Annotated in this window: 12 protein-coding genes; 11 read left to right on the forward strand and 1 reads right to left on the reverse strand. The window is 38.3% G+C overall.

Annotation, left to right across the window (positions count from 1 at the left end; genetic code table 11):
- Window positions 1–191: 191 nt before the first annotated feature.
- From IGK03_RS00080 to IGK03_RS00110, 7 genes are all read left to right on the forward strand, one after another.
- The gene (locus IGK03_RS00080; RefSeq protein WP_010713659.1) at window positions 192–3,077 is read left to right on the forward strand and encodes a sigma 54-interacting transcriptional regulator; all 2,886 of its coding nucleotides are present in this window, start codon (window positions 192–194) and stop codon (window positions 3,075–3,077) included.
- A 202-nt stretch (window positions 3,078–3,279) separates the two neighbouring features.
- Window positions 3,280–3,792, forward strand: a complete 513-nt coding sequence (locus IGK03_RS00085; RefSeq protein WP_002385473.1) for a mannose/fructose/sorbose PTS transporter subunit IIB — start codon at window positions 3,280–3,282, stop codon at window positions 3,790–3,792.
- A gap of 234 nt (window positions 3,793–4,026) precedes the next feature.
- Complete coding sequence (locus IGK03_RS00090; RefSeq protein WP_002356030.1) at window positions 4,027–5,019, forward strand: mannose/fructose/sorbose PTS transporter subunit IIA; 993 nt, start codon at window positions 4,027–4,029, stop codon at window positions 5,017–5,019.
- Window positions 5,020–5,053: 34 nt separating this feature from the next.
- A complete protein-coding gene (locus tag IGK03_RS00095) occupies window positions 5,054–5,857 on the forward strand; it encodes a PTS mannose/fructose/sorbose transporter subunit IIC (protein ID WP_002356031.1) in 804 nt (267 codons plus the stop codon).
- 22 nt (window positions 5,858–5,879) lie between these two features.
- Window positions 5,880–6,791: a PTS system mannose/fructose/sorbose family transporter subunit IID gene (locus IGK03_RS00100; protein WP_002356032.1), complete on the forward strand. Its 912-nt coding sequence runs from the start codon at window positions 5,880–5,882 to the stop codon at window positions 6,789–6,791.
- A gap of 161 nt (window positions 6,792–6,952) precedes the next feature.
- The gene (locus IGK03_RS00105; protein WP_002356033.1) at window positions 6,953–7,330 is read left to right on the forward strand and encodes a DUF956 family protein; all 378 of its coding nucleotides are present in this window, start codon (window positions 6,953–6,955) and stop codon (window positions 7,328–7,330) included.
- A 247-nt stretch (window positions 7,331–7,577) separates the two neighbouring features.
- A complete protein-coding gene (locus IGK03_RS00110) occupies window positions 7,578–8,105 on the forward strand; it encodes an HdeD family acid-resistance protein (protein ID WP_002356034.1) in 528 nt (175 codons plus the stop codon).
- A gap of 46 nt (window positions 8,106–8,151) precedes the next feature.
- Here IGK03_RS00110 and IGK03_RS00115 read toward each other — a convergent pair whose 3' ends face one another.
- A complete protein-coding gene (locus tag IGK03_RS00115) occupies window positions 8,152–8,355 on the reverse strand; it encodes a hypothetical protein (RefSeq protein ID WP_002381332.1) in 204 nt (67 codons plus the stop codon).
- Between the two features lie 197 nt (window positions 8,356–8,552).
- Between IGK03_RS00115 and IGK03_RS00120 the strand changes: the two genes are divergently transcribed.
- The 4 genes from IGK03_RS00120 to IGK03_RS00135 all read left to right on the forward strand — a co-directional run bounded on the left by IGK03_RS00120 (window position 8,553) and on the right by IGK03_RS00135 (window position 12,749).
- Window positions 8,553–9,323 carry a MurR/RpiR family transcriptional regulator gene (locus tag IGK03_RS00120; RefSeq protein ID WP_430602393.1) on the forward strand — a complete coding sequence of 257 codons (771 nt, stop codon included), beginning with the start codon at window positions 8,553–8,555 and terminating at the stop codon, window positions 9,321–9,323.
- Between the two features lie 148 nt (window positions 9,324–9,471).
- Window positions 9,472–11,040: a maltose/glucose-specific PTS transporter subunit IIBC gene (malX, locus tag IGK03_RS00125; RefSeq protein WP_002378674.1), complete on the forward strand. Its 1,569-nt coding sequence runs from the start codon at window positions 9,472–9,474 to the stop codon at window positions 11,038–11,040.
- A gap of 14 nt (window positions 11,041–11,054) precedes the next feature.
- A complete protein-coding gene (locus tag IGK03_RS00130) occupies window positions 11,055–12,269 on the forward strand; it encodes a MalY/PatB family protein (RefSeq protein WP_033625233.1) in 1,215 nt (404 codons plus the stop codon).
- Between the two features lie 99 nt (window positions 12,270–12,368).
- On the forward strand, window positions 12,369–12,749 hold the full coding sequence (locus tag IGK03_RS00135; RefSeq protein ID WP_002356039.1) for a RidA family protein: 381 nt from the start codon (window positions 12,369–12,371) through the stop codon (window positions 12,747–12,749).
- Window positions 12,750–12,773 lie beyond the last annotated feature (24 nt).

The raw sequence follows: 12,773 nt of genomic DNA on the forward strand, positions 1-12,773 counted from the left end.
TTTTTCAAGGAGTTTCAATCTTTTTACAGAAACGAATAAAAAGGTGGGTTTTTTATAGAAAAAAGGCGCTTTTTTAAAATGTTTCATGTGAAACAGAAATTTTTTTCATGAAAGGGTTTTTAGTGTATTTTTTTAATGATACACTGTATCATGTAATTTAATTAGTGTATCGATTAAAGGAGCCATCAAAAATGAAGCGGATTGAAAAAATCTATCAATATGTTAAAGAGCAAACGAAGAATTTAACGCCAATGACCTTAACAAGTGATGCGGGAGTCACGACACAAGAAATTTCAGAACGTTTAAACATTCAGCGGACCAATGCTAGTAAAGATTTGAATCAACTGGTTCGTGAAGGGCGTTTGAAAAAATTATCTGGTCGACCAGTAAAATATGTCGCGCAGGTGGCGTTTCAGCATCGACCATTAACCAAGCCAGTTAAAAGTTATCGGGAAAAATCAATGGATCACTCCACAAAAACTTTTATCGAACCATTGGTTGAACCAGTAGTCACGACAAGTAAAACCCCAGAAGTTGAAGATATTTTCAAAAAAATTATCGGTTCAGCTGGAAGCATGAAAACGCCGGTTGAACAAGCCAAAGCAGCGATTTTATATCCGCCAAAAGGCTTGAATTGTTTAATTACTGGACCAACAGGTTCTGGGAAAACTTATTTTGCTCATGCCATGTTTCAATTTGCGAAGCTGAACCAAATTGTGGCCAAAGAAAAAGAGTTTGTGGTGTTTAACTGTGCAGACTATGCGCATAATCCAGAACTTTTGATGTCGCATTTATTTGGGTATGTAGAAGGGGCCTTCACAGGCGCTACGAAAGCAAAAGAAGGGATTATTGATGAAGCAGATGGCAGCATTCTGTTTTTAGATGAAGTACATCGGTTACCACCCGAAGGACAAGAAATGATTTTTTATTTTATGGATCACGGCGTGTACGCGCGTTTAGGTGAAACAGTGAAATCACATCATGCGGATGTTCGGATTATTTGTGCTACGACGGAGAATCCTACTTCTTCTTTATTGAATACTTTTGTGCGACGCATTCCGATTATCATTCAATTACCGAACTTTAGTGACCGTCCTGCGAAAGAAAAAATTGACCTCCTAAAAGTGATGGTTTCAATGGAAGCAGCGCGGATTCAACGGCGAATCTCTTTGTCAGAAGATGTGGTCAAAGCGTTAATTGGAAGTGTTTCTTATGGAAATGTCGGTCAGCTAAAATCGAATGTGCAACTTGTGACTGCGCGAGGGTTCCTTAATCAGATGGAACAAGAGGAATTAATGATTACGATGGACGAATTAACGGACAATATTAAAGAAGGCATTATGCAACTTGCCAGTAATCGAGAAGTATTGTCGGAGTTATCGAAATATCTGGAACCGCAATTAGTGGTATCACCAAATGAATCTTTAGTAGCTATTCAGTCAGATGCCTATGAATTGCCTTACAATCTATATGAGATTATTGGAGATAAAGCGGCTCTCTTAAAAGCAGACGGCTTGGACCAAGAACTAATTAATAATTTTATTACAACGGATATCAATGTTCATTTAAAATCTTTCTACAAAGATTATGGGTTCACCTTTGATACAGAAAATAAATTGGCTGAAATTGTTGACCAACGAATTATTGATGTCACTAAGAAAATTTATAATTTTGCAGCGAAGCGGTTATCGTATTCGTTTCAACCCAATTTTATTTATGCAATGAGTTTACACATTAGTTCTTTCTTGAAACGCATCCAATTAGGCAAAGATCCTAAGCATCCTTTAAATGAAAGTATTCGAAATATGGTTTTAGATTATCCAACAGAGTTTGAAACAGCGAAAGAAATTAAAAATATTATTGAAAGTAGTTATCAGATGGAGATTCCTGAATCTGAAAGTTACTATTTAGCTGTTTTGCTCATTTCTTTAAGAGAAAATCCTGAGGCTGGCCGGATTGGCATTGTCGTGGCTGCGCACGGAAATAGCACCGCTAGCAGTATGGTACAAGTGGTTTCTCAATTGTTAAATGTTGATAATTTGAAGGCTGTGGATATGCCGTTAGATATGCCACCGAAAGAAGCTTTGCGTAAAATCGTTGAAGCAGTTGGTGAAGTGAATGAAGAAAATGGCGTACTATTATTAGTGGACATGGGTTCATTAAGTACGTTTTCAGAAGAAATTGTACGCCAGACAGGCATTGATGTGCGGACAGTAGACATGGTGACCACGCCAATTGTTCTTGAAGCGGCCCGCAAAACCGCATTAATTGATACGCAATTGGAAACACTTCACGAGTCTTTAAAAAACTTTCATGGCTATGCCGATATTCGCCAAAGTGAAACGAAACAAATCATTGAAAATTGGAAAACAAGAGCAATTATTGCTATCTGCGCTTCTGGAGAAGGAACTGCGCGCCGAATGAAAGAGCTTATTGAGGAAGCTGTCTTGCCACAAATAGACTGGCATTTAGAAGTGATTCCTTTGTCCATTGTAAATATGAAAGAAGTCTTGCCTAAAATTCAAGAAGACTATGAAATTATTGCGACAACTGGGATTACCAATCCCAAAATTGGAGTTCCTTATATTTCCATGGAAAATTTCTTTTCCGGTGAAGCAGAAAAAATTATTCAGCAATTACTAGCAGAGCGGAAAGAAGAAGTAATGAATAAGCCGTTGGACGAAGCGGCAGCAAAAGAAATTTGTCTCAAATATATGGAGCAAAGTTTCACTTTCATTAATGGAAAAAAAATCATTGAGCTGTTGTGGTCATTCGCTAAAAATATCCAAACCCAATTAGCGATGCCAGAAGAGTACACATTTTACATCAATTTGATTATGCACACATCGGGCATGTTGGAGCGTATTTTACGGAATGATACACTGACGGTTTCAGAAAAGGAACTTGGTCGATTGGTTCAAGAACCAATTTATCCAGTGATTGTGGCCTCAATTGAGACTATGGAAGAAGCTCTTAATATGGATATTCCAGCAGAAGAAGTTTATTTTATCGCACAGTTAGTCAAAAATGCCCAGTGTATCGAAGATAAAATCACCGAAATTGATACACTAGATTAATACAGAAAAATAGATACACTATTTATTAGTGTATCTATTTTTTAATTTTCTTAAAAAAACCTATAATTTTCTAGGTTTCGAACCGATACACTAAAGTTGGCACGAAACTTGCTTATAATAAGGTGTCCCTTTTTACCTAAAATTTTTAAGTAAAAAGACAAAGGTCCTAACCTTTAAAAATGAATTTAAAGGAGCATTCCCGATGGTAATGGATATTCGTTTAGCTCGAATTGATGATCGATTAATTCATGGCCAAGTAGCAACTGTTTGGGCAAAATTGACGAACATTAATCGCATTTTAGTGGTTAGTGATTCCGTTGCTCATGACAATTTGAGAAAAGCCTTGTTGGTTCAAGCTGCTCCACCTGGTGTCAAAGTAAATGTCATCACTGTTCAAAAAATGATTGATGTTTACCCTGATCCTCGTTTTGATTCGTTTCGAGCCATGTTGTTATTCACTAATCCTTTGGACGTGAAACGAGTGGTCGAAGGCGGTGTACAACTAACTTCTGTGAATATTGGCGGAATGAGTTTCAGCACAGGCAAGCGAATGATTACGAATGCAGTCGCAGTGGATGCCAACGATTTAAAAGCATTTCTGTTTTTAAATGAACAAGGTATTGAATTGGAAATTCGAAAAGTCGCAGCAGACAGCCAAGTGAATTTGATGGATTTACTGAAAAAAGAGCGTAGCAAAGAAAATAACGCCAGCTGACGTTCATTTTTACAGACGAAAGACATTGAAAGGATGTGGTGGCCTAGGACCAACATCATTGCTTCATGAACTGTATTGATAAAGGCAAGTGCTGATGTTGAAAAAAATCAAGAACTATTGAAATTTTTTCATTTATTTTTGTCAGAATCTGATTTATCTGATTTTTTTCAAAAAGTGAAAGCGTTTAGCAGTACAACCATGAAAAAAAACATCAATTATACAGGAGGTATAAAAATGGTAGGAATTATCCTAGCAAGTCACGGTGAATTTGCTGAAGGGATCTTGCAATCTGGTGCAATGATCTTTGGCGAACAAGAAAATGTAAAAGCAGTTACGTTAATGCCTAGCGAAGGTCCCGATGATGTAAAAGCAAAAATGCAAGAAGCCATTGCATCGTTTGACAATCAAGACGAAGTACTATTTTTAGTTGACCTATGGGGAGGAACACCATTTAACCAAGCGAACTCATTGTTAGAAGATCATAAAGACAAATGGGCAATCGTTGCAGGTATGAACTTACCAATGGTTATTGAAGCATATGCTTCTCGTTTCTCTATGGAATCAGCACAAGAAATTGCGACACACATTCTTGAAACAGCAAAAGATGGTGTCAAAGTTAAACCAGAAGAGTTACAACCAGCAGAAGCACCAAAAGCTGCTGCGACAGAAGATGCACAGCCAAAAGGTTCGTTACCACCAGGTACAGTTGTTGGCGATGGCAAAATTAAATTCGTGCTAGCACGTATTGATTCACGTTTATTACATGGTCAAGTAGCAACAGCTTGGACAAAAGCAACACAACCAAACAGAATTATTGTTGTTTCTGATGCCGTTGCAAAAGATGACTTACGTAAGAAATTAATCGAACAAGCAGCTCCTCCAGGAGTAAAAGCCAATGTTATTCCAATCAGTAAAATGATTGAAGTAGCGAAAGATCCACGTTTTGGTAATACAAAAGCATTATTATTATTTGAAAATCCTGAAGACGTCTTAAAAGTGGTTGAAGGCGGCGTAGAAATCCCAGAAGTAAACGTTGGTTCAATGGCTCACTCTGTTGGAAAAGTCGTTGTAAGCAAAGTATTATCAATGGGTCAAGAAGACGTTGATACGTTTGATGAATTAAAAGCCAAAGGCATCAAATTTGATGTGCGTAAAGTGCCAAATGATTCAAAAGCGAATATGGACGAAATTTTGAAAAAAGCAAAAAATGAGTTAGCAAACGCGTAACTCGCCAAATACAAATCAAAATAGGAGGCTTATCATGTCTGTTATATCAATTATTTTAGTTTTACTCGTTGCCTTTCTAGCTGGTATGGAAGGGATTTTGGATGAGTTCCAATTCCACCAACCGTTAGTAGCATGTACATTAATCGGATTAGTTACTGGTAATTTAGAAGCCGGAATTGTTTTAGGTGGTACTTTACAAATGATCGCGTTAGGTTGGGCGAACATCGGGGCTGCCGTTGCACCGGATGCCGCTTTAGCATCTGTTGCCTCAGCAATTATTTTAGTTTTAGGTGGCCAAGGTGTTAAAGGTGTTCCTTCAGCGATTGCTATCGCAGTTCCTTTAGCGGTTGCAGGTTTGTTCTTAACAATGATCGTTCGGACAGTTGCGGTGCCAATCGTTCACATGATGGACGCGGCTGCTGAAAAAGGCAACATTAAACAAGTTGAAATGTTACACATTTTCGCTGTATGTTTACAAGGTATTCGTATTGCGATTCCAGCAGGTGCGTTACTATTCATTCCTGCTGACACTGTTCGTAATTTCTTAGAATCAATGCCAGCTTGGTTAACTGATGGTATGGCTATCGGTGGTGGTATGGTCGTTGCCGTAGGTTATGCATTAGTAATCAACATGATGGCAACAAAAGAAGTATGGCCATTCTTCATTATCGGTTTCGTAGTCGCAGCGATTTCTCAATTAACATTAATCGCATTAGGTGCTTTAGGTGTCGCTTTAGCTCTTATTTACTTGAACTTATCTAAAATGGGCGGTTCTTCTAACTCAAATGGCGGAGGCAACTCTGGCGACCCATTAGGCGATATTTTAAACGACTACTAATTCTGAAGGAGGAGCAAAGAAAATGGCAGAAAAAATTCAATTAACTAAAAAAGATCGTTTAGCTGTAGCTTGGCGTTCAACATTTATCCAAGGTTCTTGGAACTATGAACGTATGCAAAACGGCGGCTGGGCATTCTCAATGATTCCAGCAATCAAAAAATTATATAAAACGAAAGAAGAACGTTCAGCGGCGTTAAAACGTCACTTAGAATTCTTTAATACACACCCATACATTGCCTCACCAATTCTTGGTGTAACATTAGCTTTGGAAGAAGAACGTGCCAATGGCGCACCAGTTGATGACGTAGCGATTCAAGGGGTTAAAGTTGGGATGATGGGTCCTTTAGCCGGTGTCGGTGACCCAGTTTTCTGGTTTACTGTTCGTCCAATGTTAGGAGCTTTAGGTGCTTCCTTAGCAATGGGTGGTAACATCTTAGGCCCAATCTTATTCTTCGTTGCTTGGAACTTAATTCGTTGGTCATTCATGTGGTATACACAAGAGTTTGGTTACAAAGCAGGTTCTAAAATTACTGATGACCTTTCAGGTGGTTTACTACAAGATATTACAAAAGGTGCTTCTATTTTAGGGATGTTCGTACTGGCCGCATTAGTTCAACGTTGGGTATCGATTAAGTTCTTACCAATTGTCTCACAAGTTAAGTTAGACAAAGGTGCTTATATCGAGTGGGATAAACTTCCTGCTGGCGGTGAAGGAATGCATAAAGCCTTTGAACAAGTGAACCAAGGCTTGGCGCTTTCACCAACGAAAGTTACTACTTTACAAGATAACTTAGATCAATTGATTCCAGGTCTAGCACCATTACTACTTACATTCTTATGTATGTGGTTATTGAAGAAAAAAGTTAGCCCAATCGTTATCATTCTTGGTTTATTCGTAGTCGGCGTAGTCGGCCACTTAATCGGCTTATTATAAGAATGACGAGGTAAGTTTATTACTTCTAATCAAAAAAAGCGGAAGAGAAGTCGAGAAACTTTTCTTCCGCTTTTTTAAACAAAGATGTAATTTTGTTTGTTTCGATCAGGAAAGAAACGTATAATAAAGAGGAATTAGTCGAATGAAATGGAGCAGATAACATGGTACAATCATTAAACACAAAAGTTGATTTAGTTATAGATGCGACGGCATTTACAGGATTAACAGATTATGGACAAATTATGATAGGTGACCGCGGGTTTGAATTTTACCATGCCAAAGATCCACGTAAGTTTATCCAAATTCCGTGGGAAGAAGTCGATTACGTGTTGGCTTCAGTAATGTTCAAAGGAAAATGGATTCCTCGTTATGCGATTCAAACCAAGAAAAATGGGACGTATACGTTTGCTTCAAAAGAGCCGAAGCGAGTGTTACGAGCTATTCGTGAATATGTTGACCCAGATCATATGGTCCAATCTTTGAGTTTCTTTGATGTCATAAAAAGAGGGATTCTCTCGATTGGGAAAAAGAAAAAATAATTTATAACTGTTACTTTTTTATAAACTAGATGAAAAAGTAGCGGTTTTTTTGTGGGAACACGAGGGACTTATTTATACAAAAAAGACACAATTGTGCACCAAAAAAGAGACAATCAAGTGATACGTTGTTTTTAATGGAGTTATCATTGAAATGGTTTTCAGAAAGCACGATGAAAATATTTGACACCTTGTAAAATAGTAGTAACATAATAAGTGTAATAAATTATTTTATAGAGGAGTGAGTGTCATGGAACAACGACAACATCATGGAATGGACTGGGGTTCATTAGTATTAGGAATTCTATTTGTTCTGACTGCATTAATTTCTTTCCAAAATCCTGCCGGTAATTTAATTGCCATTGTGATGGTTTTTGCGATTTTTGCTATTATTAAAGGGATTTTCGAAATTTTTGTACGTAATCGTATGAAAGAATTGCTAGGCTACAAAGCTTATGCACCAATCATCTTAGGGATTATTGATATCCTAATTGGTGTTTACTTATTGTTTAACTTAAATATTGGTGTCGCTGTGTTACCATTTGTTTTTGCAATTTGGTTTTTATTCGACTCAATTTTCGGCTTATTTACTTTAGATTTTGCTAAACGAGTAAGCACAGGTTACTTCTGGTTCACATTAATTGTTGACGTTTTAGGGATTATCTTAGGTGTAATGTTATTATTTAATCCATTGTCTTCAGCATTAACTCTAAGCTTCTTAGTTGGCTTCTACTTTATGATGTTTGGTATTAGCAATATTGTATATGCTTTTAGATAAAAGAAGTAAAAAAACAGGTTTTCCGAAAAGGAAAACCTGGTTTTTTTTAATAACGACGGCGGCAGTTGCCATTATTTCCCGAAATTGTTCGAACAAGCCACACGATAATCGCTACGGGAACTAAAATTTTTACTGCTAGCCACAATAAGCTTCCCACGATACCGACAACGGCACTAAAGAGTGAACCGACAACTAAAAATAAAAGGACCACTAAAAGAATATTTATAAACATTGGTCGTTGATTATTCATACGTACTACCTCCAAATTTTTCCTGTTTTCTATATAAAGAGTATAGCAAGAACACGCAACAAGTACCTCCATCGGAAGGCTGATTTTTTTCTCTGGCGAATGATGGAGCCGCTGTTGGTTATTTTGGACTTTCTTATTGAAATAATCAGAATATTCTGGTGTATAATTATAAAAAAGGATTTAAAGTGAGGGATTGGATGTCGACTGAGGGATTAATCGCTTTGTTAGAAAAGAAACGAAATGATTTAAGTAAAATTGAAAATCAAGTACTGGATTATATTTTGACGCATATGACGGAAATTAGTTCACAAACCATTTATGAGGTGGCGCAGGCGTTGTTTGTTTCAACAGCCACTATTTCTCGGACAGCCAAATACTTAGGTTATCGAGGCTTCCAAGAATTAAAATATGCGATCGTCCAATCGGTGCAGAGCGAGAGCACAGAAAGCGATAGTCGTAGTTTTCAAGCCATTACGCAACAATTGATCGCCAACGTGCAAGATAGTTTTCAACAGATGGATGAAGCCAAAGTCGCGGAAATGCTAAAAATGATTGAGTGCGCGAATACGATTGAAGTGTTCGGTGTTGGTGGCAGTTTTCCTATTTGTACTGATTTTGCACGAAAGCTAACATTTTTAGGAAAAAAAGCCTATGCACGATCTGATTGGGATGAACAAGCGGCAGCAGTTAAGAATCTGGATGGACGGGATTTAGCCATTTTTGTCAGTTATACAGGAGAAACTAAGGGGATTTTAGCGTATGCACGTGTAGCGCAGGAACAGCAAGTGCCGATGATTAGTTTGATTTCGACTAAAGGAAGCACCTTGGAAAAATTGTCGACGACGACGTTATTTGCCAAAGGGACGACACGTTATCATCAGCGCGTGGATTTAAGTTCAAGAATTGCTGTCATTTGTTTGTTCGATACGGTTTTATTAATGTACGCAGAGGCAAAGCAGCCGCGGTAATTTTATGCAACACCATACTAAATGATGTAAGGGGATACAGAAAAAGTGTAGCCTCTTTTTTCTTTGTTTTGGGCTAGTTATAATGAGGGCAATGAATGTAAACGCAATCATTTTTAGTTTTGTAAAGAATGAATGGAGGAGTTAAGAAATGGCAGTAAAGAAAAAGAAAGCGACTTTCTGGGAGTTTTTCCAAGGATTAGGCAAAACGTTTATGTTGCCAGTGGCTTTATTAGCTTTTATGGGGATTTTGTTGGGATTAGGAAGTTCTTTTTCCAGTGAATCTATGATTGAAACAATCCCGTTTTTAGGAAAGCCCGCAGTAAAAATTATTTTCCAATTTATGTCGACAATTGGTGGTTTTGCGTTTGCCTATTTACCTGTCATGTTTGCAATGGCCATTCCGTTGGGGTTAGTTCGGAAAGAAAAAGGAATTGCTGCGTTTTCAGGTTTCGTAGGCTATACGGTGATGAATTTAGCGATTAATTTCTATTTAGTGCAGACGAATCGCCTCGTGGATCCTGAACAGTTGCGGGAAGCTGGCCAAGGAATGGTTTTTGGGATTCAAACGATTGAAATGGGCGTTCTCGGTGGAATTATCGCGGGGCTTATTGTCTATAAGTTGCATAATCGATTTTATACGGTGCAACTACCAGATAGTTTTGCCTTCTTTTCTGGCGCACGGTTTGTGCCAATTATTACTTCATTAGTGATGGCCTTCGTGGGCTTAGTCATTCCGTTAGTTTGGCCACTTTTCGCGCTAATGATTATGGCGATTGGCCAACTTATCCAACGTTCTGGTATTTTTGGGCCTTTTCTGTTTGGGTCAGGGGAACGTCTACTGTTACCGTTTGGGTTGCATCATATTTTGGTTTCCATGATTCGTTTTACTGAAGCAGGGGGTTCAGCGGTGGTGGCTGGCAAAGAAGTGTTTGGTGCGTTAAATATTTTCTATGCAGAATTGCAAAATAATTTACCGATTTCACCAAGCGCAACAGCTTTCTTGTCACAAGGGAAAATGCCGACCTTTATTTTTGGCTTACCAGCGGCGGCACTTGCGATGTATCATACTGCAGCTCCGGCGAATCGACATAAGATTAAAGGCTTACTCCTTTCGGGTGTAATTGCTACGGCTATCACTGGCATTACAGAACCAATTGAATTTTTATTCTTATTTATTAGTCCATTATTATGGCTGTTTCATGTCATTATGACTGGTCTAGGTTTCATGGTAATGGCTTTATTGGGTGTTGTGATTGGAAACACTGATGGCGGGCTACTGGACTTTGTTATTTTTGGCTTGTTACAAGGAACTTATACAAAATGGTGGTGGGTTCTCATTGTCGGCGCTATCTGGTTTGTTGTTTATTATTTCGTCTTTAAAACAGTCATTGTAACCTTTGATTTAAAAACACCTGGACGAGACAAGGTCTTAGATGAGACTGAATATACCGATCAAGAAGTTCAATATAAGAAAACGGGTGGCTATGATGCGCCTGGGATTTTAGCGGCTTTGGGTGGGCAAGAGAATATTCAAGCTATTGATAATTGCATTACGCGTTTACGTTTAGTGTTAGCAGATGCTAATAAAGTAGATGATGACAAATTAAAGCAATTAGGGGCTTTAGGCGTCGTGCATTTAGATGCGCAGAATGTGCAAGTGATTATCGGAACCAAAGTGACAACGGTCCGTAATCAATTAGAGATGATTTTAGGTTAGAAAAAAGACAGAAGGTGAAGAGTGTGTCGTTTGATAAAGCAATTGATCGACGAGGAACGTATTGTACACAGTGGGATTTTGTAGAAGATCGATTTGGGGAAGCGGACTTGCTTCCCTTCACTATTTCCGATACGGATTTTGCTGTGCCAGAGGCAGTTCTGGCAACATTACAGGAGCGTTTGAAACATCCCGTATTTGGCTATACGAGGTGGAACCATCCACAATTAAAAGAAGCAATTCAAACGTGGTACCAGACAAGATTCCAGACGAAGATTGAAGAACACTGGATTATGTATACCCCGACCGTTATCTATGGGATTTCTGCGTTGATCCAATTATTAACTAATGAAGGGGAGGGCATTATTTTACAAACACCTGCGTATGATGCATTTTTTAAAGTTATTCAGGAAAATAAGCGGCAAGTAGTGGCAAATGAACTGCTTTATCAAGAGAAGCGCTACAGCATTGATTTTATTGATTTAGAAAAAAAACTAGCGCAACCAGAAAATCGCTGTTTGCTTTTATGTTCCCCGCATAATCCAACAGGACGTGTTTGGGAGCAATGGGAATTAGAGCGAATGGTTTCATTGTGCCAACAGTATGATGTGTTTTTACTTTCTGATGAAATTCATATGGATATCGTTAATAAAGGCCAAGTTCATCGACCAATTACGCAATTTGGTTATAAAAAATCTGCCATTATTACCAGTGGCACGAAAACCTTTAATTTTCCAGGGCTGATTTTTGCTTACGCCCTAATTCCAGATAACGAATTACGTGACGCTTTTCAGCTCAAATTAAAAAATGCCGATGGTCTATCATCAACAAGTATTTTGGGAATGCTAGCAACCATGACGGCCTATCAAAAATGTGGTACTTGGGTTGACGAGTTGAATGATTATTTAGCGGAGAACCAACGTTACGTGAAAGATTTTTTACAGACATATTTGCCAAAAATTAAAGTGACGGAGCTGGAAGCCACTTACTTAATGTGGTTGGACGTATCAGCGGCAGTTCCAGATGTGGCCCGCTTACAAGAGGCTTTAGTTTCTGTGGGGAAAGTCGCCATTATGGACGGCTCGATTTATGGCGGTAATGGACAACGATTTTTACGGTTAAATATTGGCTGTTCGCAAGCAAAACTACACGAGGGACTTGAAAGGATGCGCCAAGGTTTTGAAGCTGTTTTACAAAAGGATGGCACATCATCAGCGCTTGGGAATAATTGAGAAAAGATAGCATTCCGAAAATGGTTGCAGTACAATGGAAAAATAGAAACAAATAAAATAACAAAAAGTAACAACTTGTCATTTACTGGGGGAAAAGAAATGAAAACAATTAAAACAAAGCAAGCACCACAAGCAATTGGACCATATTCACAAGCAAAAATTGTGAATGGTTTATTGATTACTTCTGGTCAGATTCCACTGGATCCTGAAACAGGCAAGGTGGTTGGGACAACGATTAAAGAACAAACCAATCAAGTACTGAAAAATATTCAAGGGATTTTAACAGAAGCTGGTAGTGATTTTGCTCATGTAGTCAAAACGACATGCTATTTACAAAATATGGCGGATTTCACGGCATTCAATGAAGTCTATGCTGAGTATTTTAGTGCGGAATATCCTGCACGCACAACGATTGAAATCTCTAAATTACCGATGGATGTGTTGGTGGAGATTGAGATTATCGCAGAAGTAGTGGCGTAAAAAATACAGTTAAAAGAGTGAGAA

Origin of the sequence: Enterococcus sp. DIV2453a (assembly GCF_050533535.1) — a bacterium.
GTDB lineage: Bacteria > Bacillota > Bacilli > Lactobacillales > Enterococcaceae > Enterococcus > Enterococcus faecalis.

What these genes read in the sequence shown, in the direction of transcription:
- IGK03_RS00080 (WP_010713659.1), top strand. Translation starts at nt 192, where the DNA reads ATGAAGCGGATTGAAAAAATCTATCAATATGTTAAAGAGCAAACGAAG.
- IGK03_RS00085 (WP_002385473.1), top strand. Translation starts at nt 3,280, where the DNA reads ATGGTAATGGATATTCGTTTAGCTCGAATTGATGATCGATTAATTCAT.
- IGK03_RS00090 (WP_002356030.1), top strand. Translation starts at nt 4,027, where the DNA reads ATGGTAGGAATTATCCTAGCAAGTCACGGTGAATTTGCTGAAGGGATC.
- IGK03_RS00095 (WP_002356031.1), top strand. Translation starts at nt 5,054, where the DNA reads ATGTCTGTTATATCAATTATTTTAGTTTTACTCGTTGCCTTTCTAGCT.
- IGK03_RS00100 (WP_002356032.1), top strand. Translation starts at nt 5,880, where the DNA reads ATGGCAGAAAAAATTCAATTAACTAAAAAAGATCGTTTAGCTGTAGCT.
- IGK03_RS00105 (WP_002356033.1), top strand. Translation starts at nt 6,953, where the DNA reads ATGGTACAATCATTAAACACAAAAGTTGATTTAGTTATAGATGCGACG.
- IGK03_RS00110 (WP_002356034.1), top strand. Translation starts at nt 7,578, where the DNA reads ATGGAACAACGACAACATCATGGAATGGACTGGGGTTCATTAGTATTA.
- IGK03_RS00115 (WP_002381332.1), bottom strand. Translation starts at nt 8,355, where the DNA reads ATGAATAATCAACGACCAATGTTTATAAATATTCTTTTAGTGGTCCTT.
- IGK03_RS00120 (WP_430602393.1), top strand. Translation starts at nt 8,553, where the DNA reads ATGTCGACTGAGGGATTAATCGCTTTGTTAGAAAAGAAACGAAATGAT.
- malX (WP_002378674.1), top strand. Translation starts at nt 9,472, where the DNA reads ATGGCAGTAAAGAAAAAGAAAGCGACTTTCTGGGAGTTTTTCCAAGGA.
- IGK03_RS00135 (WP_002356039.1), top strand. Translation starts at nt 12,369, where the DNA reads ATGAAAACAATTAAAACAAAGCAAGCACCACAAGCAATTGGACCATAT.